Source organism: Leptothoe kymatousa TAU-MAC 1615, assembly GCF_018739865.1.
Taxonomy (GTDB): Bacteria; Cyanobacteriota; Cyanobacteriia; order Phormidesmidales; family Phormidesmidaceae; genus Leptothoe; species Leptothoe kymatousa.
In genome coordinates this window covers 76,318-103,182 of record NZ_JADOER010000003.1, presented here as the reverse complement: position 1 = coordinate 103,182, position 26,865 = coordinate 76,318, and the positions used below count along the sequence as shown (strand labels likewise).

20 protein-coding genes are annotated in these 26,865 nt (G+C 49.7%); 8 read left to right on the top strand and 12 right to left on the bottom strand.

What is annotated here, in order from left to right:
- Positions 1–697 precede the first annotated feature (697 nt).
- Entirely contained in the window at positions 698–5,821 is a 5,124-nt protein-coding gene (locus tag IXB28_RS02055; protein ID WP_215616889.1) for an EAL domain-containing protein, read from the top strand.
- Here IXB28_RS02055 and IXB28_RS02050 read toward each other — a convergent pair.
- Entirely contained in the window at positions 5,818–7,056 is a 1,239-nt protein-coding gene (locus IXB28_RS02050) for a class I SAM-dependent methyltransferase (protein ID WP_215616888.1), read from the bottom strand. The two genes, IXB28_RS02055 and IXB28_RS02050, sit on opposite strands and share 4 nt — an antisense overlap.
- A 216-nt stretch (positions 7,057–7,272) precedes the next feature.
- Here IXB28_RS02050 and IXB28_RS02045 point away from each other — a divergent pair, with 216 nt between their 5' ends.
- Positions 7,273–8,646, top strand: a complete 1,374-nt coding sequence (locus tag IXB28_RS02045; protein ID WP_215616887.1) for an MATE family efflux transporter — start codon at positions 7,273–7,275, stop codon at positions 8,644–8,646.
- A 66-nt stretch (positions 8,647–8,712) separates the two neighbouring features.
- Here the strand turns inward: IXB28_RS02045 and IXB28_RS02040 are convergent, their stop codons facing one another.
- The 4 genes from IXB28_RS02040 to IXB28_RS02025 all read right to left on the bottom strand — a co-directional run bounded on the left by IXB28_RS02040 (position 8,713) and on the right by IXB28_RS02025 (position 11,282).
- The gene (locus tag IXB28_RS02040; RefSeq protein WP_215616886.1) at positions 8,713–9,468 is read right to left on the bottom strand and encodes a hypothetical protein; all 756 of its coding nucleotides are present in this window, start codon (positions 9,466–9,468) and stop codon (positions 8,713–8,715) included.
- Positions 9,469–9,600: 132 nt separating this feature from the next.
- A complete protein-coding gene (locus tag IXB28_RS02035; protein WP_215616885.1) occupies positions 9,601–10,677 on the bottom strand; it encodes a Rieske 2Fe-2S domain-containing protein in 1,077 nt (358 codons plus the stop codon).
- Between the two features lie 50 nt (positions 10,678–10,727).
- Complete coding sequence (locus IXB28_RS02030; RefSeq protein ID WP_215616884.1) at positions 10,728–10,952, bottom strand: hypothetical protein; 225 nt, start codon at positions 10,950–10,952, stop codon at positions 10,728–10,730.
- A 57-nt stretch (positions 10,953–11,009) separates the two neighbouring features.
- On the bottom strand, positions 11,010–11,282 hold the full coding sequence (locus IXB28_RS02025) for a hypothetical protein (protein WP_215616883.1): 273 nt from the start codon (positions 11,280–11,282) through the stop codon (positions 11,010–11,012).
- A gap of 430 nt (positions 11,283–11,712) precedes the next feature.
- On the opposite strand from IXB28_RS02025, the gene IXB28_RS02020 reads away from it, so the two are divergent.
- The gene (locus IXB28_RS02020; RefSeq protein WP_215616882.1) at positions 11,713–13,020 is read left to right on the top strand and encodes a hemolysin family protein; all 1,308 of its coding nucleotides are present in this window, start codon (positions 11,713–11,715) and stop codon (positions 13,018–13,020) included.
- A 135-nt stretch (positions 13,021–13,155) separates the two neighbouring features.
- On the opposite strand, the gene IXB28_RS02015 is transcribed toward IXB28_RS02020, so the two are convergent.
- The 4 genes from IXB28_RS02015 to radC all read right to left on the bottom strand — a co-directional run bounded on the left by IXB28_RS02015 (position 13,156) and on the right by radC (position 18,452).
- Entirely contained in the window at positions 13,156–13,530 is a 375-nt protein-coding gene (locus IXB28_RS02015; protein ID WP_215616881.1) for a hypothetical protein, read from the bottom strand.
- A gap of 144 nt (positions 13,531–13,674) precedes the next feature.
- On the bottom strand, positions 13,675–14,520 hold the full coding sequence (locus tag IXB28_RS02010; protein ID WP_215616880.1) for a metal-dependent phosphohydrolase: 846 nt from the start codon (positions 14,518–14,520) through the stop codon (positions 13,675–13,677).
- Between the two features lie 623 nt (positions 14,521–15,143).
- Positions 15,144–16,838, bottom strand: a complete 1,695-nt coding sequence (locus IXB28_RS02005) for a SulP family inorganic anion transporter (protein ID WP_215616879.1) — start codon at positions 16,836–16,838, stop codon at positions 15,144–15,146.
- An 849-nt stretch (positions 16,839–17,687) separates the two neighbouring features.
- Positions 17,688–18,452, bottom strand: a complete 765-nt coding sequence (radC, locus tag IXB28_RS02000) for a RadC family protein (protein ID WP_215616878.1) — start codon at positions 18,450–18,452, stop codon at positions 17,688–17,690.
- Between the two features lie 126 nt (positions 18,453–18,578).
- Here radC and IXB28_RS01995 point away from each other — a divergent pair, with 126 nt between their 5' ends.
- On the top strand, positions 18,579–19,001 hold the full coding sequence (locus IXB28_RS01995) for a DUF1824 family protein (RefSeq protein ID WP_215616877.1): 423 nt from the start codon (positions 18,579–18,581) through the stop codon (positions 18,999–19,001).
- 32 nt (positions 19,002–19,033) lie between these two features.
- Here the strand turns inward: IXB28_RS01995 and IXB28_RS01990 are convergent, their stop codons facing one another.
- Positions 19,034–19,732, bottom strand: coding sequence for a response regulator transcription factor (locus IXB28_RS01990; RefSeq protein WP_215616876.1), 699 nt, complete (start codon positions 19,730–19,732; stop codon positions 19,034–19,036).
- Positions 19,733–19,852: 120 nt separating this feature from the next.
- On the opposite strand from IXB28_RS01990, the gene IXB28_RS01985 reads away from it, so the two are divergent.
- Together IXB28_RS01985 and IXB28_RS01980 are read left to right on the top strand one after the other, a co-directional pair.
- Positions 19,853–20,410 (top strand): NUDIX hydrolase, encoded by a 558-nt coding sequence (locus IXB28_RS01985; RefSeq protein ID WP_215616875.1) that lies wholly within the window; start codon positions 19,853–19,855, stop codon positions 20,408–20,410.
- 199 nt (positions 20,411–20,609) lie between these two features.
- Positions 20,610–21,251 (top strand): peroxiredoxin, encoded by a 642-nt coding sequence (locus IXB28_RS01980; protein WP_215616874.1) that lies wholly within the window; start codon positions 20,610–20,612, stop codon positions 21,249–21,251.
- Between the two features lie 30 nt (positions 21,252–21,281).
- On the opposite strand, the gene IXB28_RS01975 is transcribed toward IXB28_RS01980, so the two are convergent.
- Complete coding sequence (locus tag IXB28_RS01975; protein WP_215616873.1) at positions 21,282–22,586, bottom strand: ATP-binding protein; 1,305 nt, start codon at positions 22,584–22,586, stop codon at positions 21,282–21,284.
- A 242-nt stretch (positions 22,587–22,828) separates the two neighbouring features.
- Here IXB28_RS01975 and IXB28_RS01970 point away from each other — a divergent pair, with 242 nt between their 5' ends.
- Positions 22,829–23,791: an ABC transporter substrate-binding protein gene (locus IXB28_RS01970; protein WP_215616872.1), complete on the top strand. Its 963-nt coding sequence runs from the start codon at positions 22,829–22,831 to the stop codon at positions 23,789–23,791.
- Positions 23,792–23,986: 195 nt separating this feature from the next.
- Positions 23,987–24,979, top strand: a complete 993-nt coding sequence (locus tag IXB28_RS01965) for a cysteine synthase A (protein WP_215616871.1) — start codon at positions 23,987–23,989, stop codon at positions 24,977–24,979.
- A 66-nt stretch (positions 24,980–25,045) separates the two neighbouring features.
- Here IXB28_RS01965 and IXB28_RS01960 read toward each other — a convergent pair whose 3' ends face one another.
- On the bottom strand, positions 25,046–26,779 hold the full coding sequence (locus tag IXB28_RS01960) for a sensor histidine kinase (protein ID WP_326520920.1): 1,734 nt from the start codon (positions 26,777–26,779) through the stop codon (positions 25,046–25,048).
- Positions 26,780–26,865: the final 86 nt, after the last annotated feature.

Genomic DNA, 26,865 nt, shown 5'->3' with positions numbered 1-26,865 from the left:
GAGTTGCCCTAAAAGTCTTTGTTTTCCTGTGGTATGGCGAATTGTTTGCAACACTTGGCCCAGTGGTGTGAGGGGCGATGGCTGATCATGCATTGCGATTTACTCTCCATTGGTAGGGATGTAGTAGAAAGCAGGAGTTTTTTGGTTTAAGGTCGTTTTCTTGATGGTGTGATTGTGTTGTGTAAGTCTAGATGTTTGGGCTGTTTATGCTGCATTTTGCACCAGTCCTAATAATTAAAGGCTGGTTAAAAAATAAAATCATGGTCTTGTTCCTTGAAATCATGGCTTGACAAGCCTTGTCGGATTAAACCGTGCAGTAGTTTCTTAACAGCTACTAGGATAGACGTTGTCTCTGTGATGTGTGTTGTATCTGTCAGGCTGGGTGAGAGCCTATATTCCTGTTGTTGTAGGAGACGGGTAAGCCATCAAGGTTTCCCATGGTCTTCATTTGCAACGGCCAGTCATTTGCAATGGCCAGTCATTTGCAACGGGCAGTCATTTCAGGAAGTGGCAATGGATGCATACAGATGAATACATGGGGCATTTATTCTCTTAGGGATGGAAGTCCGACTTTTGAGTAACGGTTTAAACTTGTAACCATGTCGGATGATATTGCTGCTGAATATCAAGATCGACCTATGAGCCTGTAGCTGACAGCATTATTTCTGAAGTTGTGCCCCTTTCCTTGCGAAATCCTATGGTCACCTGCAATGTAGTTTCTCTGCCGCTAAATGCGGCTATTATCCGTAACCCTGGGGTTGTTTCTCCAGAGACTGCATTAACAGATGCTGTTTCACAACTGGCCGATTTACAAACCGACGACCTGGAGGCTGCTCGCTGTGGCCCTGGTAACCTTGATGCTACCCAAGGATTTTGGGCCCACCGGGGGCGATCTAGCTGTTTGGTTGTTGTCGATGCTGGGGCTGTGGCCGGTTTGATAACTGAGCGGGATATTGTGCGTCTCAAGGTGCAGTCTGCTGACTGGCAGGGGCGGTTGGTGGGGGAGGCGATCTTGTGTCCGCCGGTGATATTGCCAGAATCCGACTTTACCAGTGTGGCCCTGGCGCTGGATTTGTTAATGCGCCATGGTGCTGAGCATCTTCTTTTAGTCAACGATCGCCAACAGCTCACAGGTTTAGTGACTCATGCTACCTTATGCCAGGTGGTGCAGAAACAACAAAATGGGAGCTGTTTACGGACGAAAGAGCAGTGTCATATGGATGTGCTGCAATCTCTTCCGGTGGGGATTTTTCGTAGGAATAGGGAGCGGGAAAATATTTATGTGAATGAGCGCCACTGTCAAATTTTAGGGTTGCCTCGGGATACTACCCTGGGGGATGCGTGGCAACGGGGGGTGTGGCCTGAAGATCGAGACCATGTGCTGCGGGGCTGGGATATGTCAGTGGCGGAGAATCCCTTCCAGCTAGAATATCGGTTTCGACGCCCTGGTGGGGATGTTATCTGGATATATGAGCAATGGGTCGCAGACTGCGATGATGAGGGCCATGTGGTTGGCTATGTTGGCACCATTGCGGACATTAGCGATCGCAAAAAAATGGAGCTAGCCCTGGCCCAAAGCGAAGCCAAAAATCGAGCGATTTTGGCGGCTATTCCAGATTATTTGTTTTGCTTAGACTCAAACGGTGTCTATCGAGACGTGGTCACCTATCAAAAAGACATTGCCTTGTTTCCTGCCCATATTAATCCGGTGGGCTTAACGATGGCTGATGTTTTGCCAAAGGATGTGGCGCAACGACAACAATATTATCTGGACAAAATCTTTTCCACAGGAACGCTCCAAGCCTATGAACAGCAGGTAAGGCGAGGGAATCGCATTTGTGATGAAGAAGTGAGGGTGGTCAAAAGCGGTGAAGATGAGGCTTTGTTTATTGTTCGTGATATTAGCGATCGCAAACAGACGGAACGGCAGCTACAAAGTCTGATTGAAGGCACGGCTGCCACCACCGGCCAAGACTTTTTCCCTGCGTTAGTGCGCTATGTGGCCACCGCCCTAGGTGTGGCCTATGCGGTGGTGACCGAATTGGTGGATGGCGAATTGCATACCCTGGCATTTTGGGCGAATGGGGCGTTACATCCACCGATGTCCTACAATCCTGTACAAACGCCTTGCGAGCGCTCTTTAGAGGCAGGTCAGTTTTTTAGCGCCGCCTTAAAAGCCCAGGACTTTGCCGGTGACATCGATTTGGCCGCCATGGGGGTGAAAAGCTATTTGGGCATAGCGCTCTGCGGTTCCCACAACGAGGCCATCGGCAACTTGTGCATTCTGGATCAAAAAACGATTCGGGCCCCTCGGCGGGCGGAACAAATTTTGCGAGTATTTGCCGCTCGGGCCACGGCGGAGCTAGAACGCCATCGAGCGCTGGACTCTTTAGAACAGCTCAACCAAGCGCTGGAGATCAAAGTTGCTGAGCGTACCGCAGCCTTACAGAGGCGAGAACAATTTCTCCAGGCGGTGTTAGATACGTTCCCAATTTCGGTCTTTTGGAAGGATCTAAATTCTGTTTATTTAGGCTGTAATCGTAACTTTTTGCGCGATGCCGGCTTAACAGATGTGTCTGAAATGGTTGGTAAAAATGATTATGATATGCCCTGGGGTGCGGGCCACGCTGTTCATGCCCAAGAGGACGATCGGGCGGTAATGGAGTCTAATGCTGCAAAATTGGGCATTGAGGAGACTTTAGTCAAGGCGGACGGACAGCAAATTTGGCTGGAAACCAATAAAATGCCCCTGCGGAATCTGGCTGGCGACGTGGAGGGCGTCTTAGGCATCTATCAGGACATTACGGTGCGGAAACAATTGGAGCTAGAGCTGCAACATTCGCAAAAACAGCTGAGTGAAGTATTGGATAGTGCGATCGCAAGCATTACGCGCCTGCGGCTTTACCCCGATCGGTCCATCCACTATGAATATATTTCGCCCCATTGTGCCAGTGCCTTAGGCTATACGGTGGACGAACTGCTATCGGATCCAGAATGCTGCCAAACGTGTTTTGACCCCGATGATTGGGAAACCGTCATCACGCCTGTCATCGATATCTTGCTGACGCATCGGGGGCCATCCACCCATCAAATGGAGTATCGGCTACATCGTAGGGATGGCTCGATATTTTGGGTGATTGCCAATTGCAGTGCGCAGTGGAATGAATCTGGCGGCTATTGGGACGTGACCTGTGTTGAAACAGATATTAGCGATCGCAAAAACGCCGAGGCGCAGCTACAGAATCTTATGGCTGGCACCGTGACTGTGGGGCAAGACTTTTTCCCTGCCTTAGTGAGACATATTGCCGATGCCTTATCAGTTTCCCATGTGGTGGTGAATGAATATGCCAATAACCAGCTGCAGTCCTTAGCAGTTTGGTCTAACGGCGAACTCCAGCCCAATACGGTGAAGCCATTAACCCCAACCCCCTGTTCGCAAACTATTCAACACGGGCTATTCTATTGTGAAAAATCGGTCCAGCAACAGTTTCCTAACAATGCGAAATTGCGTGCTATGGAAGCAGAGAGCTATCTAGGAATTGTCTTACGGGATACGAAAGATAATGTGATTGGTATCCTGTGCATTATTCACCAAAAGCCGTTGCCGCATGTGCAGCGAGCAATCCAAATTCTACAAATTTTCGCGGCTCGAGCCGCAGCAGAATTAGAGCGTCAAAGAGCCAACATGGCCCTAGAGCAATTGAATCAGGCCCTGGAGGTCAAAGTTATAGAACGGACCGCTGAGCTGCGTGAGCGCGAACAGTTTTTACAAACTGTATTAGATACCTTTCCCCTCAATATCTTTTGGAAAGATCTCAATTCCGTGTATTTAGGTGGGAATCGTAATTTTCTTGCCCATGCAGGATTGACCTCACTATCGGAGATTCAAGGTAAAACAGACTACGATCTACCCTGGACTGCACTAGAGGTTGAACGCTATCGGGCCGACGATAGTCAAGTCATTCAGTCTAATGCGCCCAAGTTAGGGATCATTGCCAGTCGTCGCAAGGCAGATGGCCAACAAATTTGGACAGAAATCAATAAACTCCCCCTCCATAATTTAAATGGGCAAGTCATCGGAGTATTGGGCTCCTTTCAAGATATTACCGAGCATCAAGAGGCCCAGGCGACGATTAAACAGCAGGTAGCGGCGATCGAAGCGGCGATTGATGGGATTGGGATTTTAAAAAATGATATTTACATCTACGTAAACCAAGCACAGTTGGATCTCTTTGGATATGAACACCCTGATGACCTATTGGGTAAGTCTTGGCGCACCTTATATTCGCCATATCAAATTGCCAAGTTTGAGCAAGAGATTTTACCCATATTAGGGCGAGACCATGCGTGGCAAGGAGAAAGTGTGGCCACTCGGAAAGATGGCTCCACCTTTCCCCAGGGCGTTTCTTTAACGCTGATGGACGATGGGTTAACGATTTGTGTCTGTCGTGATATTAGCGATCTAAAGCAAGCTCAGCAACAAATTATTCACAATGCATTACACGATCCACTGACTGGACTGCCCAATAGATCCTTGCTAGTAGAGAAGATGGATCTGGCGTTAGAGCGTGCCCAACGTCTGGATGCCTACCAATATGCTGTCTTATTTTTAGATCTCGATAGGTTTAAGGTGATCAACGATAGTTTAGGTCATTTAGTCGGCGACAAACTCTTAGTGGCGGTGGCTAATCGCTTGAAGCAACATCTACGCAATACAGATATGGTGGCTCGCCTCGGGGGGGATGAATTTGTGATTTTGTTAGAGGAAGTCGCCACGGTTGACGATATTGTCCAAATTGCAGAGCGGATATTGAATGATTTCCAGACGCCTGTTTTGATCGACGGCCATAAAATTTTTACCAGCACCAGTATTGGGATTGTCATCGGTAGTGAAGCCTATGGTGAAGCCTCTAATCTGATTCGAGATGCGGATATTGCCATGTACCGTGCCAAGGCCCACGAGAGGAATTCTTATAAGTTTTTTGATGGGGCGATGCACACCGAGGCGGTGAGTCGCCTAACGTTAGAAACAGATTTACGTCGTGCGCTCATTCAGCAAGAATTTGTGGTGCATTACCAGCCTATTTTTAGTTTGTGGAATCGTACCTTGGTTGGGTTTGAAGCATTGGTCCGTTGGCACCATCCCATACGTGGGCTCGTGTCTCCAGACGACTTTATGCCCGTGCTTGAAGAGATGGGGTTAGTGTCGTCTCTGGACAGTTGGGTGATGCATGAGGCCTGTGGCCAAATGGCCCGTTGGCAGCGTCAGTTTCCCCATTGTTTTCCCCTCAAAATTAGCATTAACCTTTCCGCTCTGGATTTAAGGAATACGAATCTGTTGGAAGATGTGGATAGTATTCTCAACAATAGTGAGCTGCCGGGGGAGTTGATCGTCTTGGAAATTACCGAAAGGATGTTGATTGAGGATATTGATCGGACGATTGATTTATTAATGGATTTAGCGATCAAGCGAATTCAGGTCAGCATTGATGACTTTGGCACGGGCTATTCCTCCCTAAGCTATCTCCATCGGTTACCCGTTCATAATCTCAAAATCGATCGTTCATTTGTCGGGCAGATGCATTCCCACAATCGTAACTATCAGGTGGTGAGCACTATTTTGGCAATGAGTAAGCAGCTGGGGTTGGCTGTTGTGGCAGAGGGGATTGAAACCCCCCAGCATTTGCAACAGCTACAGCAGTTAGATTGTGAGTTTGGGCAAGGCTATCTCTTTGCCAAGCCTCTAACATCTAGGGATGTGGAGCTGCTACTAGCCCAAGAGCGCAGCAACCAAAGCTATCGTTTTAGCCCTGAGGTTTAGCCTGGGGTGTTCGTGCTAAGAAAGCCTGGGAGAGGGACATTTAGCCGCCATTGTTTATCACCATAGAATAAGACCTGATAAATATGCATGCTGCCATCGCGAAAAGACGCTTGGAACGATTGCAGATAGAGATACCACATGCGCTGGAACCGCTCATTATAGTCTGGCGAAAGCGAGGCCAGTTGCTCTCGATTGGCCACGAAGTTATCGCTCCAATGCTTAAATGTTTCGGCATAGTGGGGTTTCCAGTTCTCACAGTGGGCAACGGTGAGTTTGGCAGACCGCAGATCTCGGCAAATTTCTGATAGTTGGGGTGCATAGCCCCCTGGGAAAATGTATTTGTCAATCCAGGGGCCGTTGCGTTCAGAGCTTTCTGTTGTAATGGTGTGGAGCATGCCCACACCATGGGGTTTTAGCAAGGCGCGTGCTTTTTCCATAAAGGTGGAAAAGTTGTTCTTGCCCACATGCTCAAACATACCGATGCTGACAAATTTGTCGTAGGTGCCTTCGGTCTCTCGGTAGTCTTGGATTTTGATCGTGACTTTATCGGTGAGTCCTTTTTCGGCGATACGTTTTTTAGCGAGGGCCGCTTGTTCATCACTGAGGGTAATGCCAGTGCCGATTACCCCGTAGTGTTCAGCGGCATAGATCAACATGCCCCCCCAACCACAGCCAATATCGATGAGCGATTCTCCTGGTTTGAGGTCCAGCTTCCGGCAGATGGTTTCATATTTTTGCAGCTGCATGGTTTCTAGGCTATCGGTGGGGGTGAGCTGGTAGCCGCAGGAGTAGGTCAGGGTGGGGTCTAGGAAAAGCTGGTAGAAGTCATTGCCCAGGTCGTAGTGGTATTGCACATTGCTACGGCTGTTTTGAATCAGCAGTGGCAATGTTTTTAACCGTTGGGAAATGATTTGTAGGGCCAGGGGGACGGTGAGCTTTTGGCTGGCCTTGGAATAGACCTTGTTGCGATAGAGCATGCTGATCAGCTCCATTAGGCGGTCGTCGGCTTCATCCCACCAGCCGTCCATGTAGGCTTCGCCAAAGCCTAGGGAGGCGAAGGTAATGATATTGGCATAGGTGCGCTGGTCATAGACCTGTAAGTGCAGCTGGGGTTGGGTATCGGCAGACCCAAAGGTGAACACCTGGCCGCTGGGGTTTGTGACCTTGAGGTAGCCATCTTCGATAAAGCTAAACAGCTCATATAAATAGCGTTCAGCCGTAGGTAGATTTGCCATGACCAGAAAAAGCGTAGGGGCATTTTTAACCTAGCAAATCAATGGCACTTGATGATGAGTTTGCGGTTACAAGGCCCCTGGTAAGGGGGTAAAAAATCCGAGCTACTAGGCTTTTGGAAGATTTGGCCATGGCAAATTATCAGCTGGCATCGCGTGGTGTCTGTAATTCACACATGTAGCAAGGAAGCTACTTGATGGCGACTTGGTTGGGTCTATATGGTTTCCTTGTTTTTGTTAAAGTCGCCGCTCTGGACTGAAGCGAAGGCCTCACTTAGGCTGGCACTGCCGCTGATGCTAATTCAGCTGTCGGAGGGGGCGGTTAACTTTGTCGATACGGTGATGATGGGGGGCTTGGGCTCATCCACATTGGCGGCTGGTGGCCTGGGAGCAACGGCATTTTGGATGCTGTTTTTTCTATGTGCGGGGCTATTGGAAATGACGGGCGCGATCGCAGCAGAAGCCCATGGAGCCCAAGACCCGTATCGCGTTAGCCGCATTAACGTACAGGGGCTGTGGCTTAGTTTTGCCGTGTCTATGCCTTTGATGGTGTTGATGTGGCATTTGGATATTGTGTTTCGCCTGTTTGGCCAAAACCCCGCCATCATTGACGGTGCCATGGCCTATTTACGCGCCATCCTGTGGGGCTTACCGGCGGCGCTGGGGGGCTTTGTTTTTAAGGAAATTTTGACGGCCCTATCGCGACCGGGGTTGGTGGTGGCGCTGATGGTATTGAGTCTGCCGCTGAATGTGATCCTAAATTATGGACTGGCCAATGGCCAATGGGGACTGCCCCAGTTAGGTTTAGCGGGCATTGGCTGGGCCAGTACCCTCGTTTTTTGGTTTAGCTTTAGTGCCGCTGTGGTATGCCTCAAGCGGCAGCCATCGTTGCGGCGGCTGGGGTTATTGCGGCGCTGGTGGCGGTGCGATCGCGCCATTTTGCAGGAAATTATTCACCTTGGCTGGCCCCTTTGTGTGGATTATGGCACCGAGACCGGGGCGTTTACGGCGGCGGCGTTGCTAATGGGGCTGTGGAGTACGGAACTGTTGGCGGCCCATCGGATTGTGATGACGACCACAGAGCTGTTGCTGATGTTTTCCTGGGGGTTTGCCTATGCGGCCGCCATGCGCACGGGCCATAAAATCGGGGCCAACGATCCTCGGGCTGCTCGTCGAGTGGCCCAGGCAAATCTGCTGATGAATCTTCTGCTGGTGGTGATTTTGTCGATACCGCTGTGGGTGTTGCCCCAAACGATTGCGGGCTTTTATTTGGATGTGAGTTTGCCAGACAACAGGGAGACCGTGGAGATTGCCGCGAATCTATTCAAAGTGGGGGTTGTCTTCCAAATTTCCCAGGGGATTCGGTTAATCAGTGCCGGTACTTTGCAGGGGCTAAAGGATACCCACCTTTTGGCGACTGTGGATGTTGTGGTGCATTGGGGGCTGGGTGTGGGGCTGGGATATGTGGTGGGGCAGGTTTTGGGTCTGCAAGGGATGGGGCTGTGGTGGTGTTTGGCCCTGGGGCAAGTGGTTGCTGCCATTGTTTTGACTCGACGATTTCAACACCTGATTGCCGCGAGAATTTCTGGCTGACAGCAGTGGCAACAGAAATTCTCGCACCATGGACTAGGTTGTTTAGGAATGGCGATGAAATAACGTCTAGGCGGGTAAACGCTTATAGGTGCTGGGGTCTGCTTTCAAAATAAAAGAATCCCCATATTGCAGCACTTCTCCCGTGATCTCCACTGGGTCGGCCACCATATTTAGCACCCGATCATTCACCGCTTGCCCCTCCAGGTCAGATAGCAAGAAATAAAGCGATTGACCATTCTTATTGCCCGCCCGAAAAACAGGGGGTACCCCGCCGCTGATGCAGCGAACAGCACAGGCCCGGTGGGTTTTAGTGCGGCCCGGTTTCATAATGCCGGGATAGCATTTGCCATCGACGATTTCGCCTGCGATCGCAAATTCCCCGAGGGATAGGGTTTGGTCTGTTATGCGGTCTGCCCCAGCCGGCGTCTCAATGGCTTCGGCTTTTTGCGCCGCCAACATCTCATAGGGCTTGCGGCTCACCAACACACCCTGGAGCTTGACCCAGCTGCCCGCATTGTCCATGATGGCGCGCCTCGGCGACATCTTATTCAATCCCGACAGGGGGTATACCTTAAAGGGCTCATCCGGTGTATCTGGATTTGGCACTAATAAATGGGGGGAAGGCTCAGCCAATAGCAAACCCTCAAATGCTTGGCTGCCCTTAATTTGCCCTGGGTTGGCCTGGTCAAAATGGAGCGGTGGGCCGATCATGGCCAAACCCAAGACGCCCAGCACCAACACCGGCACAAACCACAGCAACAATCGCCGCACGCTGGGGGGCACTGGCCCATAGCCAATATAAAAATCGTCGCGTTCAGTCATCGGAGGTATCCAAATGGAAAAATTCAAGGTGCACTTAGGAGCTGTTAAAAACTACGTCATGGTTTAGGCCTCAAAAGCTCTTTTAGCAATGGTTTCAAGGAATTAGGCCATGATTTTAATTTTTAACCAGCCCTAAGCAAGTAAGGCCGGTTCGACTCTGGTCCCCGGTGGTTTCGGAATCGGGTTGACCCAGATGCGATCGCCCGCAACGCGTACTTCAAAGGTGGGAATCTTTTCGGTAAAGGGCGGTGGTGAAGCCCCTTCCGCCGGTAGATACTGATAACCATGCCAGGGACAGGTAATACAGCCATCCACCACCTTTCCTTCCCCTAGGGGGCCATTTTGATGTTGGCAAACATTAGAAACTGCTGAGAGTTTGCCCTCGTATTTAAAAATGGCTACACGTTCTCCTGCCAGGGTGACAATCTTGGCCCGATTTTCTGGAATCTCGGCGATGGTGCCCACGTCGATAAACCCAGCGTCATCCGTGCTACCCGCAGCTTTCGCATCCAGTTTCGATTCCCTGAGGGCCGTGAACAAATGCAAGCCCACAATCCATATAACACTGATGGCTACACCGATGGTCAGGCAAGGATGCTGGTTGGTTTGTAAGGGGCCTAAAATCACATGGGATACCACCAGACCATAGGCTACGTATACCCCCATGTGCAGTGCCTTCCAAATGGGGGCAGTCAGGTTGACCAGCCAAAAATCGTGGCTGGTAGCCGCCATCACAAAGAAGATGACTAGGGCCGCAGCCCCCAGACTTTCAAAGGGAAAACGGATCAAATCCCCATATTCGGTGTTGCTCACAAACAAACTGACCAAGGGCTTGAGGTTGCCAAAGTCGTGATACCAAGTGAGCACCCCCCCATCCACCTTAAACGGCAAAAATGGCAGATTCAGGCCAATGGCATGGATCAAGGCGAGAAAGAAAAACGTGACGCCCATGTGACGTCGATTAAACAGCAGTGGGTAAAAGCGTTTATCCAATCGGGTCAGGGGACCAATGGATAGAATCACGTTGAGCAAAATAAAGGCCGCAGACCCATAGGCCCGGATGCGAATGCCTCGTAAATCAAGGCTGGTACCCGTTTTGCTGGCGACCGTTAAAAAGATATACAGATACAGGCCGACCGTGCCTAATAACAGGGCATCGTAAATCAGCTTTTGTCGATTCCATTGGATGGATTTATAGGAAACACTCATGGCAAAAAAGACATCACGTTACGAGGAGATTGCTAGCAATAGTCCGGTGACTATTCTGCTAAAAAGGTAGCGATGGGATTCTCCTGATGGTTGTTGGTTTGCTGTGGCTGAGCGATAACACTTTTGCCGAGGTCTTGGCTCAGCAGTTTCCCCGTGTCGTCAGTAACGGTGGCATAGGTGGGCCTAAAGACGATGCCGGCAATAAAAATAATCGGCAGAATAACGGCGAGGGCAATGGATGCGTATAGATGGATTTTTCGACGTGAAATAATCACCTGAATCTCCGTGCTAACAGTGTTGTGTTGAGCGATTAGACGCGACTAGAACAGCGACTATGGTTGCGTGAATTTCGCCGCTTGGCGATGGGCTGTTTGTTCCACTGGATGTTGTTTCCCACGCACTAGCCGGAGGGCAAACAGGGGCCAAAAAATGCTCACCCCTGGAATGATGAGTAAACGAAAGAAGGGGGCAAAGCTTTTAGCGCCGGGGTCTGTGCGCTGCACGCCCAACAATGAAAACAAGACAGCAAAAATTAAGCCTGCGATAAAGTAAACCCGAATGGCTTTGATGAGAAACTCGACGAAAGTAATGGCGAAAGGATCCATGGTGAGGAAAATCCCTCCAGATATGTTGATGGCTGAGAAAAACTAAGCGTACCTAGTTCTAATTTCAGAATTATGTTGGATAGTATCTTGTGCCTATGAGAAAATGCTTAGAACTTATGCAAAATTGACATAAGCCTTGATTGGGGAGCTTTGTCGGCTTGTGTTGATTGCAGGGTATACCGATCTGAAGAAATATTTTATGGAGCATTTGTCTCAGATTAAAAATATATCGAGGAGTAGTACAACAAAAGTTGAAGAATTAAAGCGTGATGTGAATAATGTTGAGCGGAGTTGAGGGTGTCAAAAAAACAGCCGCAGTTCCAGGGCCAATCTAGGGCAAACGCCAGGGCAAACCTAGTATTCATGACGTGGCGCATAGCTGAAAAGCGGACTAATAGTAGGATAAAGATTCTGCTGCTGGCTGGTCCATATGGTCACGAATATTCTGATTGTTCTCGCGCTGATTATCGCCAATGGCATTTTTGCCATGTCTGAGCTGGCTGTTGTGTCGTCCCGTAAGGTGCGTTTAGAGCAGGCAGCGCGCCGGGGCGATCGCAAAGCCCAGGCCGCCCTCAAACTAGCGAAACGACCGGACAATTTTTTCTCCACAGTGCAGGTCGGCATCACCCTGATTAGCATCGTCAGTGGTGCCTTTGGTGGTCAGGCCCTGTCGGCCCCCGTCACCCAGTTATTGCGCCAAATTCCAGGGCTGGCCAACTATGCCGACACCCTTGCCTTTCCCCTAGTGGTTGCCATCATTACCTACCTATCCTTAATTTTGGGGGAGCTGGTGCCCAAGCAGTTGGCGTTGACCATGCCCGAGACCATTGCCAAGGTGATTGCGGGGCCGATGTCGCTGTTATCCAAATTGGCGGCACCCCTGGTGACCTTGCTCAGTTTTTCGACAAATTTGGTGGTGCGGTTGCTGAACATTCAGGCGGAGGATGGCCCCAGTGTGACGGAGGCAGAAATCCGTGCTTTTATTCAACAGGGTACGGAAGAAGGCACCCTGGAGGTGGCAGAACGGGAAATTATGGAGCGGGTTTTTCGCCTGGGCGACCGCGCGGTCACGTCGATTATGACCCCCCGTCCGGAGATTACGTGGCTAGATTTAGAAGATGCTCCGGCAGAAAACCAGCAAAAAATTGTGGCTAGCCGCTATCGGCGATTGCCAGTCTGTCAGGGTAGTTTAGACAATAATTTGGGCCTAATCAGCGTGAATTCGTTGCTCACCCGTGCCCTCGATCAAGATCCCCTCGATTTAACCATTGGCCTGGAACAGCCCCTGGTGATTCCGGAACTATCGCGATCGCTACCGTTGCTAGAGCAGTTCAAACGCTCCCGCGTCCATACGGCATTGGTGGTGGATGAATACGGTGTGATCCAAGGCTTAGTTACCCTGTGGGATATTTTAGAAGCCCTAGTGGGCGATGCGCCGGCCCTAGATGAGCCCACTGACAAACCCTATCAGCGTGACGATGGCTCTTGGCTGTTGGGGGGCATGATGCACATCGAAGATGTCTATGGCTGTTTGGGGTTGATTGATTTGCCCGATCGCACCGTCAGCTACTACACCCTAGGCGGGTTAGTGATTCACCAGTTGGGGCGGATTCCTAAAGCGACGGATCGGTTTGAATGGCGTGGCTTTACCGTGGAGGTGATGGACATGGACGGCAACCGAGTAGATAAGGTTTTGGTGACTCCCCCAGCTAATACCTGCCCCACCGACGAAGGGTAAAACAATGCCGCCCCAAACCAATAGCGTTGGAGTTTGGCCCATAGGTGGCCCATATATTCAGGCATATTAAGCAGCCCCGGCACGCTTAATATGCCGCCTTGGCTGGTGCTCAAATGGATAGAGCTAAGGGCTTATTTACTTGAGAACGGTGTCCAAAATTTCTCGGGCTGGCTGTGCTTTTTCCAGGGCGGTTTGGTAGTCACCATAGATGCGTACCAGTTTCGAGAGGCCGCTCACGCCTGTTTTTAGCTGGTCTAGTTCATCCCCCGATAGGAGTTCTCCATCCAGCATGCGCACAATTAAGGGTTTAATGTCGCCCACTTCTTGACGTGACTTTTGTAGCTTATCCACCGTGGTCATTAGTGTTTTGAGGGCACTAAAGACGACATCCAAATTGTCGGTATCTACTGGAGGTTCAGGCGCTTTTGCTTGAGCAGGGGCTGCCTCTGCTTCCTTGGTAGGAGCGGTGGCAGGAGCTGCTTCAGGTTTACTCGCGTCACGTGGAGCCATGGGTCTTTCAGATAAGAACAGCCCTAGTTTAGGTGCTTTCTGCCGATCTGCATACGGGTGTTGTCAGATACGAGCACAAAAAACAGGTACATGGCGTATAACACCAGGACTGCCAAGACTTTTCGAAATCTTAGAAGCCTGTTGCTACGCGCACATACTGGCTTTTGGCACGGCTACATTGGCATACAGCTCCGTCACGATTTGTTGACCTGTGGGGGTGTATTTGAGATAGTCAATGGCCCCTTCTACGTGTTCGTGTACACGGCTCCAATAGAATTCTGAAAGGCCTAGTTTCACATCGGTGAGATGGTTATAGCCTAGGCTTTGGTTGGTGCCGTTTTGTTCAAACTCGTAAAAGAGTGCGGGCAGCTTTTGTAAATAGTTGCGATCGCTAAACTGACCAATCAAATCCGCCGCCCGTCCCAGATCTGCGAGGGCTTTCACATTGGCCGGCATGGGGCGATCGATGGCCGGAAACCGGGTGCGGTCAATAATGTTTTGCACCGTGGCAATATCCAGCAACGTCGTCGTCCCAAATCGCTCACAAACAAACTGCTTACCCCGGTCCACATGGTAGGGGCTCAGGGCCGCGTCAGTGGAGCCAAACGGTAAAAAGACATACTCTTCACCGATGCCAGTGATATGACGACCCAATTCAGCATCATCCTGTTGGCATATGCCCTTGCAATAGCCAATATCATGGCAAAGCAAAGCAGTGATGACATGCAGCCAATCCTGTTGGGTGACACTGGTCGAACCTTCGCAAATCCGCTTGGCTTGCAGAATCTCTTGCCCAACAGCCGTCACTAGCAGGGTGTGTTCTAAGTCGTGATATAGAGCATCACTCTGGGCTATCGTACCCAAAACCATACGAGCGGTAGACCGCAAAAACTCACCGTAGCAAGGATCACTGCCACAAAAGACAGTGTCGTAGGTTCTTTGTAGATAGGTAGTAAAAGTTTCAATTAGTGTTTTCTTAGGGCTGTACATCAGCACAGATGTTCTAACTAACAATCACAAGCAAGGTCACCCTGAAAATCGATAAATGTTTTTGCACAAGTCCATCTGATGAATGATCGCTAGAAGATAGATAGCAATAGCGATGTGCAATACAGCCTGACGAATAACTCCGGCAGACTGCTATAGAAATGTAAATACCCGTAACTATCTTGATCTAAAATCCTGTCGCTTGGATCGGCCTCAGGAGTTCAACATGAAAAACATGCATGATATTTATGCAGGTCAAGAATAGCTAACTGCACCATAAATAAAGATGACCCAACATTGCACTCTGAGTAGGACTTAAGCTATGCGATGCTCTAGTAGCAGCATTTCGCAATGCCTTTTATCCTCAGACGTGAGTTAGGTCAACTTCGTTGCATATCTTTTAAGAAAACTTGCAAAGCTAGACACCATGGGCATCCCACAGTCTCTAACCCATCGAAAATAGCTAAAAACGAAGCGTTTCTAATATTGGAACTAGCCTTACATCGCAAGCGTAGTTGATGAATTAGCCATAACCGAAGGGTGGATTCACGCAATTTGCAACCTTAAATGGTTGCCTTGGCATCGTGATGCGGCGGGCAGCTCCTCCCCAGCCTTGGGGGCAAAGTCTATTGCGCTACCTCCTGCTGCACGTCTGCCGGGACATACATATTGAGCAGTTCCATCGAACGTGTCAGGGCGATACTGCGCTCTTTCACCTTATGGGACATTGGCAATTTCTCTACGATTTCTAACCGCTGCAGCCTGTGTTGCACCTGCCCCTTGGCACCGACCAAAAATATGTCACGGCGTTTGGCGATGGCGTCTTTCATCATGGTTTCAATGGCCAGTAAGGCAGTCACGCCTAATCTGGGCACCGTGGTCAGGTCTAAAATCAGAATTTCATAGTTTTCGACAATGGCTAACCTGCGTGAGATCGACTTAGCTGCCCCAAAACTCATGGGCCCGCTCAGGTGGAACATTAAAATGCGTCCCTTGGCAGCTTTTAATAGCGATCGCTCTTCCGGGGTGAGCCAGTTTTCATTATCACCATGGGTCACGGCCCGCATATCCTTCACTTGGATATCGGTAATGGCTTTAATGGTTAATAAATTTGCTAAGAATACGCCAACGGCGACGGCGGTGATCAAATCGACAAAGACCGTTAGGCCCATCACCAAATACATTAAGCCTGCGCCCTTGGTCGAAAGTCGGTGGGCGCGCTTTAAAAAGCCCCAGTCAATGATGTCAATGCCAACCTTGATCAAAATACCGGCCAGGACTGCGTGGGGAATGGGCTCGGTTAAGTTGCCAGCTTTTAAGACAATCACCGCCAGCACTAGGGCATGGATCATCCCAGAAAGATTGGTGCGACCGCCGGACTGCACATTAATCACTGTTCGCATGGTGGCCCCAGCTCCCGGCAGGCCGCCAAATAATCCGGCTACGCAGTTGCCAATGCCTTGGCCGATGAGCTCACGGTCAGAATTATGTTGAGTGCGGGTAATGCTATCGGCGACCAGGGAGGTTAGCAGTGAATCCAGGGCACCTAACACTCCCAGCATCAGGCTGTAGCCCAGCATTTCTCGGATGGTGTCCCAGGTCAGGTAGGGCATTTGCAGGCGAGGCAATCCCTCTGGAATATCACCAATGCGGGGAATGCCACTCTCGGGAAAATAGTAGACCGAGAGTAGGGTGCAAAGTACCAGGGCAATTAATGGGGCGGGCAAGATGCGGTTGAGTTTGGGGGGGGCCGCAAACACAATGGCCAAAGTGAGCAGTCCTAAGCCTGCAGCCACCGGATCAATGTGGCTAAAGACCTCTGGATATTGCCGAATGGATGCGACGACGCCGCCAGTGCCGATATGGCCCAGCAGTGGCCCAATTTGGATCAAGATAATAATCACGCCGATCCCGGACATAAATCCTGAGATCACGGTGTAAGGCATCAAGGTAATGTACTTGCCTAGGTGCAAAACCCCCATCAGGATTTGAAATAAGCCCCCCAAGATGACCACCGTAAAGGCCATGGCTAGGCCTGTTTCTGGATGTTTGGCGGTGAGGGCTGCAAATGTGGAGGCCATCACCACGGTCATGGGCCCCGTGGGACCGGAGACCTGGGATGGCGTGCCGCCAAAAAAAGCGGCTAAGAAGCCAACAAAAATTGCTCCGTAGAGGCCCGCGCTGGGACCCGCACCAGATGCGACACCAAAGGCTAGGGCTAGGGGTAAAGCTACGATGGCGGCGGTGAGACCGCCAAAAATATCTCCCCGTAAATTATGGAACTTGAGACCGGGCTTAAGGACGGATAGAGAAATGGTCATGGCTGATGTCTGACTCCAAAAGCACTGATTTAATTAGGCAAGATAAAAGTTGTTGATATTGGGGATCTAAACCAATGCAATTTTTCCAAAATAATTATTCTCCAGGCCAGGGGATAACGGCAGATAGCCTCACTAGGTCTGAACCGCCATGGAATAAGCCAGGTAGAAATAGATCCTCCCAAGGCCAATGAATTACTTATCTACGATGGAGATCCGATGGGATATCTCTAAACCTGGCTGGACATGGGTGAACAAATGCCCGTTGCCCATAAAACTTGAACAAGGGTTATAGCGATTTGAAGCTTGCCAAGCTCACCATTTAACGTATTTGATAACTAGCGAACAGTTACAAATGTTACGACTGCTGGGGCGTAAGTGGCTATGAAGATGGCAACAACGGGATAAATGTTAACTTGCGTCCAGAGTGTAAAAAAAGAATTAACAAAATCAAGGAAAATGGCATTGATGTGAGATGTCTGTTGCCAAGCAGTTTTCCAGACAGGTTTTCCAGACAGTTTCAAATAATATCGCCACAACAATAGGTCTCAACCTATTCTTTATCCTAACTTCAGGGCGATCTGATGCTGGTGCCGGGTAATGGGGGCTAGCCCAGACTTGCATGCAGCAAGGGATTGGGGCCGATTATGTGATGCAGCCGTCGCAGTTCCTATGTCATGGAACGATGTATGGCAGGCAGTCTCTAACGGCATGGTGATAGATTGGCTATGGCCAACGTATTACTACATGTAAAAAGACGTACCAAATCTCTTCTTCATACGTCCTTTTTTGAACATTTGTTGAAGTATGTTTCGCTAGAGGTGATGTTTTAATATCTCGTAAGGTTTCTCCTCAGTCTGTGTCTTCATTCCAGAGATCTGTAGTTTGTCGCAGGCTGGTAAAGTCGCCATTGCCAAGGATCAGGTGATCTAATAGCGGAATGCCTAAAATATTGGCGCTTTTGAGCAGTTGGTGGGTCAGATCTAAGTCTGCGGTGCTGGGTTGGAGGCTACCGCTGGGATGATTGTGGGCAACAATGACTCGGGTCGCCCCCTGTTTAATCACTTCACGAAAAATCTCACGGGGGTGGGCTAGGGTTTCTGTTGCTGTGCCCAGGGAGATCACTTTGGTGCCTAAGAGGCGATGTTTGACATCTAAAAGAGCGATCGCAAATCTCTCCTGGGATTGCCACATTAAATCTTGGCTTAGGGCCGCTGCCGCAATGGCGGGATCGTCTACGACGGTGCGGTCGGTGGGGCGATTGTGTAAAACGCGCTTGCCTAGTTCCAGCGCTGCCAAAATGGTACTGGCTTTGGCCGGTCCGATGCCGGGGACTAGCATTAGCTCTTGGTAGGTCACCTGCCTGAGGGCATCCAGGGCAGAGCTGCCCTCCTGGGCCAGTTCATTGAGAATATGTTGGCCTAAATTAACCGCAGATAGCTTATTGCCACGACATACCCCAGTGCCCAGTAAAATTGCCAGCAGCTCAGCCGATGTGAGATTTTTGGCCCCGTAGGTCATTAAGCGTTCGCGGGGGCGCTGGTCTGCTGGCATGTCGTGGACCCGCAAATTATAGCGGGGGGCCTGCTCTTGAGTGCGATCGCAGGTAAGTGTCATAGGCGTAGGGTCAATGGCATAATAGCGCTGGTGCAATGGCGCACCGTCTCACTCTAGTGAGCCCATCCCGCCCACGACTTGCAACCCTCAACCGCGTAAAATCGCGAACCTGAGATCGTTAGCACTATGCTCAAACTCAAACCTACCCCGGACAACCTTAAAAAGGTACGCCAGCAACTGGCGCAGTTTAGCTGTCTTGCGGTTCCCCCCAACCTCACCCACGATCAAAAACGATCGCTGGTGGATGCCCTGCTTTGGTTTAGTCACCTGGCAGACTACGAAACCCTAGGGATTTGCACAGAGACATTGGCTGCCGCTAAAGCTGCCACAGAAGCCTATGTCCATAAACTAGCCCAGCCCGTCAATTTAGACTTGCCTCCCCGAGATGGGTCTGTGTACCTAAAATTTAATACCCTCAAAGGGGCCTGGTATTTAGATGACTACAGCGGTCCCAACCGGGGAGTTTTAGTCTCTTTCCATGCCAGTGAACCGGAGTACGATCTGGTCAATGGCACCTATGGTCCCTTTCCCTTAGATCTATTCGACTAGATCTAGTCGAATAGATCTAGTCAAATAAGCCTTTAAGTCGTCACTAGGCCATGTTCTAGGGCAAAGCGTACTAGCTCTGTGCGGCTGTTGGTGCCGGTTTTGCCAAACAGTCGGCTAACGTATTTCTCCACGTTGCGGACCGTTGTGCCTAGGCGGCTGGCGATTTCCTTATTCATTAACCCTTCGGCTACCAGATTTAAGACATCCTGTTCCCGAGGGGTGAGGTCAATGCGAATAGGAGAGGTTTTTTGAGGGATGGTGCCCCGTTGGGTCAAGAGTGCTTTAATTTCTTCAATTTGCCGCGCCATGGCAGCAATATCAGGAGTAGCGCCTGCTTCAGGTGTGCGGGCAGCCTGACGCTCGATTAAGTTAGTGACCATGGCCACCAGCTCTTCAGGATCAAAGGGTTTAGAGAGGTAAGCGTCGCAACCAGCGTTATATCCTTGGATGCGATCGCTCGTCATGCCCCGAGCCGTTAGAAAAATAACCGGCAGTGACTTGTAGCGAGGATCTTCACGCACCTGCTTAAGAAATTTATACCCATCTACCTCAGGCATCATAATGTCTGAGATCAGCACATCCGGTGTTTCCTGTTGTAGCAGCTCCATGCCATCCCCAGCATTACTGGCGGTACGGACCTCAAAGTTGCTGTCCTCTAAGTAAGCCTGGACGGCTTCCCGTAGACCCGGCTCATCATCCACTAACAGGACTCGTTTTGCTGCCTCTGCCATCGCTTTTCCTTTGACGCTACAGTTCCTAAGCTTAATCGGTATTTGGAAACATAGAGCAACGGTCAGCCTGGGAATGGCCTTATATCGTAAATCTAGCGGACGAATCTCCTGCGTACACCTATGCCTACACCTCAACTCTGGAAAATCCTATCCTCCCGTTTAGCGTTTGATCATCGCTGGTACAAAGTCCGCCAAGATACCGTGTGTCTTCCCAATGGCAAGGTGATTGACGACTATTTTGTCAGTGTCCGTCCCGATGTCGCCCTAGTTTTACCCCTGACTGCCCATGGCGATATCGTCATGATTCGGCAGTACCGCCATGGTGCCCAAGCCATTTTGCTAGAGCTGCCAGCCGGTACATTTGATCCCTCCCAAGAAGATCCGCAAATTGCCGCCAAGCGTGAACTTGAAGAAGAAACGGGCTACACCGCCCCCACCTTAAAATTTCTCAGCGTCTTATATGACAACCCGGTCAAAGAAACTAACCGCATTCACCTATTTCTTGCGGAAAATGCCTATCTCGTCGGAGAGCAGCGCCTCGATGAAACCGAAGACATCGAAGTCGTTCTCCTATCGATTGATGACATTCACCAGTACATCGCCGCTGGTTACATTCAAGTGGCTGGGACCTTGGCAGCTCTGTATTTAGGCCTGCAGCACTGGTCAAACCCAAGTTAAAAAATGTGCAGATTTTTTCTTAGACGTCTGGCACAGTTGATACCATTTGAGTCCTTTCACGATAGGATAATTAAGAATCATCTAAACTCCGGTCGGAATACCGGGGTTTATGAGATGCTTAGTCCACATAGCCTGGATACAGGTCGTTAGTGCAAGCATATATTGCTGCGATTAAAGGAAATAAACAGGAAATTCCGTTATGGCACTTCAACTAGGGGATCAGGTCCCAGACTTTACCCAAAAATCCTCCGCTGGGGATATCAACTTTCATGAGTGGGCTGGCGATAGCTGGGTCGTGCTTTTCTCCCACCCCGCAGACTATACTCCTGTCTGCACTACCGAACTTGGTACCGTTGCTAAGTACCGTGCCGAGTTTGAAAAGCGCAATGTGAAAACCATTGCCCTCAGCGTTGACGGTGTTGACTCCCACAACGGCTGGATTGGTGATATCAACGAGACCCAAAGCACTAACGTCGATTACCCCATCTTGGCGGACGAAGACAAGAAAGTGTCTAACCTATACGGGATGCTCCATCCCAACTCCAGCACAGGTAATACATTGACTGTGCGATCCGTATTTGTAATCGATCCCAATAAGAAGCTGCGTCTTTCTATTACCTACCCTGCGAGCACAGGTCGTAACTTTGACGAGATCTTGCGGGTCATTGATTCGCTACAGCTAACCGACTACCACAAGGTGGCAACGCCTGCTAACTGGCAGGACGGCGGAGACTGTGTTGTGGTGCCTTCTATTTCCACTGAAGATGCTAAGAAGCAGTTCCCCAAAGGTGTTACCGAAGTGAAGCCTTACCTGCGCATGACTCCTCAGCCCAACAAGTAGGGCGACAATGGGTTACTGGCTTTTGGCTAGCTAGTCTTTGGCAGGATGTTCCATCGGAGCATCCTGTTTTTTCGTTTGAGTCATCAGGGGAATCCGAATGGTAAACGTGGTGCCTATGTGCTCATCGGATTCACAGCTAAGCTGGCCGCCATGGCGTTCATTGATAATTTGATAGCTAATGGATAGCCCCATGCCCGTGCCTTTACCCACAGGTTTAGTGGTGAAAAACGGATCAAAGAGCCGGGGTTGAATAGATTGGGGAATGGGTGGCCCATCGTTATGAATTGCGATGATGGCCATTGCTTGGTCTGCCTGGGTAGAAATTGTAATTTGCAATGGGAGGGGCATCGCTTCTGTTGCCATGGCGTCTTCGATGGCATCGATGGCATTCACCAAGAGATTCATAAAGACCTGGTTGAGCTGTCCTGGGTAGCATTCTACTGGGGGCAGCTCCCCATATTGTTTTTGGATGGTAATCGCGGCGCGTTCAGTGGTTGCCTTAAACCGATGCTCCAAAATCATCAAGGTGCTATTCAAGCCATCGTGGAGATTAACGGTTTTCATCTTGGCTTCGTCCATGCGAGAAAATGTTCGCAGGGACGATACAATCGCCCGAATTCTTTCGGCACCGACGCTCATGGACGACAGCACTTTGGGTAAGTCCACCATCATGAAGTCTAGATCCATATCGTCTAAAAGGGTTTGGACGACATCGTTGGGTTGGCCATCTGCCCCTCGATAGGCGCTGATCAGTTCGATGAGTTCTTGGACATAGGACTGGGCATGGCGAATGTTGCCGTAAATAAAGTTGACGGGGTTATTGATTTCGTGGGCGACCCCTGCCATTAATTGACCCAAGCTCGACATTTTTTCATGTTGTACGAGCTGTAGCTGGGTTTGTTGTAGCTCTTGTAAGGTGGCTTCGAGTGCCGCTGGAGTCTCTGGGGTTTCAGGATTTATTGGGTGGTTTATAGTCTGACATTCTGTCAAGATGCAAGACTTATTTGTGGCTAAGGCAATTAGAGACTTGCGGACAATGATGGTCTGGTTGTCGCTATGGCTGGTAAATTCTACGGGAGATTTTTGCTCAATGATTTGAGCATCAGCTTGGGTAAAGCTGGCAATTTTTTCGGGGGGCAAGCAGTCGGTGTCGGTCTTGGTTTCGCCCAGGTCAATGGGGCCATGGTTCCATAATTTCTGGCTGGCATGATTGGCGTAAATCCATTTGCCATTCAGTGTTTTGAGATGGATGGCCGTATTTAAATGGTTAAACAGTTGAGGCCATAGCTGTCTGCTATTGGCCAGCATTTCAAATGTAGTGTCACTGCATACCATTGTTTTGTCTATATGTCCTTGGTTTAGCTTGCCCGGTTCTACCTTGAAACCTCGATAACTGATAAATTCTAAACTACGGACTGACGCTGTGACGTGAACCTTTAGCTTGGTTAAAGGCTGGCTGGTTATCGCCGTGCACTTATGGTTCAGATTTTTCCTAGGATGAAGGGTGTGGCGATGGGGGCATGACCCAAAATACCCCAGCCCCTTTGCTCTAATTTTGTGTATAGATAGAAAAAACTGTGGTGATATCGCGGCGTGGTTTGTTGCAAGCGGGCATTGGTTGGCTACCTTGGCGGGCCATGCCTCGCCTCACGATGCAGCTAGATTGGCATCTCAATGCTCAGTTTGCTGGGCTATGCGTGGCTGAATCTCTGGGGTATTATCGACGCGCAGGGCTTGTGGTCAATTTAAAGGCGGCTGAGCCGGCCATGGATGTGGTGCAGACGGTTGTGGCACAGCCTCAGACCCTAGGCTGTGCCGAAGAGTCGTTGATTTTGACGGCTCAGTCGGAGGGGATAGATATCGTTGCGATCGCTGCCATGCTGCAGGCCTCACCCTTAGCCCTCATGAGTTTGCCCCAGCAATCCTTAACCCATCCCCGGCAGCTCATCGGTAAACGTATCGGTGTGCACAGCGACGGGCGTAAAGCCGTAGAACTTGTTCTCTACAGCCATAACATCGATCCCCAGCAACTAGATTTAGTCGATATCCCCTATGACAAAAAGTACCAACGTCTTAGCCAAGGAGAGTTCGACGCCGTTCAATGTTACGCCCTCGATGAACCGATCGAATTTGCCCAACGCTCGGGGCAAGTGCCGACGGTTCTACCCTTAAAAGACTATGGGTTTGATGCCTACAGCCAGGTTATTTTTGCGCCGACTTCCTTAGTTATGGACCAACCGCAAAACATTCAGCACTTTTTATCTGCTACCTTTGCCGGCTGGCGTTGGGCCATAGAGCACCCCTCCACAACCGCCAATCTACTCGTGGAGCAGTATGTGGAACCCGATTATCAAAATATTGCCTATCAGCAAGCGTCCCTTGAGATTTTGGCTGACTATGTCCTCCCCAAGGACGCCCCGCGATTGGGGATCATTGATGCTCGACGATGGCATGAATCTGCGAAACAGCTTCAGCAAGCTGGATTGATCGCAGCTTTGCCACCGATGGCCATGTCAGTTAACGACAATCTATGGCCCTAGGGCAAAGTAAATTCTTTCATTCCACTGTTTTCCCTGGGCCATTCCCCATTAGGATAATAAAGCTGCGTCGTTGCTCACCCTCGGTATGATTGCATCCGTAAAGCGCTGCTACAAGGCCGTGTTTTCAGAAGCATTCATGCTTTAAAGTAGCACCAGCACAGATCATTCCCCAACGTTTATTGCATGAAGGCTCCCATGGATATCAAGCAAGGTTTTGTTGGCACCGTTGGCAACACCCCGCTGATTCGGTTGAATAGTTTCTCCGAGGAAACCGGCTGTGAAATCCTAGGTAAAGCTGAATTTCTTAACCCTGGTGGTTCTGTCAAAGATCGTGCGGCGCTATTTATTATCGAGGAAGCAGAAAAAAAAGGTTTACTGAAACCTGGCGGTACGGTTGTTGAAGGCACCGCTGGCAATACGGGCATTGGTTTAACCCATATTTGTAATGCTAAGGGGTATAAGTGCGTCATCATCATTCCAGAAACTCAGTCCCAAGAAAAAATAGAGTTACTGCGTACCCTAGGTGCTGATGTTCGGACCGTGCCCGCTGTTCCTTATCGAGACCCCAACAACTACGTCAAGGTTTCGGGACGATTGGCAGAAGACATGGATAATGCCATTTGGGCAAATCAATTTGAGAACTTAGCCAATCGTCAGGCCCACTATGAAACAACGGGTCCAGAGATTTGGCAACAGACTGATGGCAAGGTAGATGCCTGGGTTGCAGCCACGGGAACTGGTGGCACCTATGCGGGCACAGCCATGTTTTTAAAGGATAAAAATCCAAATATCAAGTGTGTGGTTGCCGACCCGATGGGCAGTGGTCTCTACAGCTATGTCAAAACGGGGGAAATCAAGTCGGAAGGTAATTCTGTTACGGAAGGTATTGGCAATGGCCGGGTGACTGGCAATATGGCCGGTGCCCCAGCTGACGATGCGGTTCAGATTGATGACCCGTTTGCGCTGCGCGTGGTCTACCAACTGCTCTACAGGGATGGTCTGTTTATGGGAGGCTCTGTTGGTATTAACGTGGGTGCGGCTGTTGCCCTGGCAAAACAGATGGGGCCTGGCCACACTATTGTGACGGTACTGTGTGACAGTGGCTCTCGTTATCAATCCAAGCTCTTTAATCGAGAGTGGTTAGAGTCTAAAGGCCTTTGGTCCGACGAACTCTTGCCACCGGCTTAAGAAGACCCATCCCCCAGACAATACTATGGGGTGCTTTGGAGCCTCATAGTGATGCCCATAAAATCTCTAGGCAGCCGTGAGAACTGAGCTGGGTTCTTGGCACGCTTGGTGAATGGGAATTTGGATGGTAAACGTTGTCCCCTTATTCGGTTCAGATGTGAATCCTAGCTGCCCACCGTGGGTTTGGGTAATAATTTGATAGCTAATGGACATGCCGAGACCTGTGCCTTCGCCCACGGCTTTCGTTGTGAAAAACGGATCAAAGATACGATTCTGGATATCTTCAGGAATGCCAGCACCGTTGTCTGAAATTTCGATGTCTACGCCTTTCCCGGTTGTTGCCAGTCCTGTTTTAATCGTAATGTGACGACTGGGATTGGAACGTGTTTTGGGATCTTTTAAAGCGTCGATAGCATTCGCCAATATGTTCATGAACACCTGATTTAGCTGCCCAGGATAACAATCGACTAGGGGTAAATCTCCATAGTGTTTGATGATTTTAATGTCGTATAGATTTTGCTTTAAAATCACCAGAGTACTTTCAATGCCCTCATGAATGTCGACGCTTTTCATGTCTGCCTCGTCTTTGCGCGAAAAATTACGCAAGGAGATGACAATCTGCCGAATACGATTGGTGCCTAACGCCATGGATTGTAGCGTTTTGGGTAAATCATTCTGGATGAATGGCAAATCAATGTTGTCAGCCTTTTGTTGAATGTCGGCTATGGGCTGGGGATAATGCTCCTGGTAGTGGGCGACTAAGTCGAGCAAGTTTTCGGTATATTCTTTGATATAGGTGAGGTTGCCATGGATAAAGTTCACCGGATTGTTAATCTCGTGGGCAACGCCTGCTACAAGTTGGCCCAGCCCCGACATTTTTTCTGATTGAATGAGCTGTGATTGTTGTTCGTTGAGTTGCTGGAGCGCGTTATTCAGGTCTGCATTTTTGCATTCTAATTCTTGTAGTAAACACTGGACTTGTGTAATTAATTGGTTCAGTGATATACCCAACTGGCCCGTATCGCTTGTATTTGCCACAGGCACCTGGAGGGTAAAGTCGTTGTTGTGTCTGACTTGTTGGGCCACATCGATGACGGCTTTGATCGGTTGGGCAATGTGATTGCTGGTGTAGAGGGCAACTAAGGTTGCGATCGCAACCGATAGCATCAAACTAGTGGCGATAATCCGAGTTCTTAAGCGTTCCGCTTGCTGTAGAGACGTTTTACCTAATTCTTCTCGTTGTTCCAAATACTCCGAGAATTGCACCAGTTTTCCCGGAAATTCAATATACTGCGCAAACTCTTCACTTTGGACAAACTGCAACAGATGTTGCCTGGCAACAGCTTCTGGCATGGTATCCAGATCCTGCATTACTAAAGCAAACGTCTCCACCCGCTGTCGAAATTGCTCAGTTGCTGCGTCTAATTCAATCAGTAAATTATCTAACTCCCCATGGGTTTTATCATTTGTGTGGGGTGAACTAGCCCTAGCTAGCCGGTATTTCCCTAATAAAACTTGGACCTGCTGAACCCTAGCTAAGAGTGCGTCAGTGGCAATCTTAAATTGCACCGAATCATCAAGATGCGGAGATAATTGTTTGGTCAAGTGGTTTTGCAGCATACGAATCTGCAACTCATTCAACAGCGATCTTTCCGTTGTGATCTGCTGCAAAGTTGTCAGCGCCTTTTGCTGATAAGCATTGCCCAAGTAGAGTCCTACCGCTATACCTGCAACGGCTATGCCCAAAACCAGAGCATAGCCGGAGGTAATCCGTTGACGAATTGAAAGACGTTTTAGCACAGTGGAAACTATACTGGCTCAAGACAACTGGTTCCAGTATGCCCAGGTTCCAGGGGAGCCATCTCCGGCAGATCTCTTAATACTCA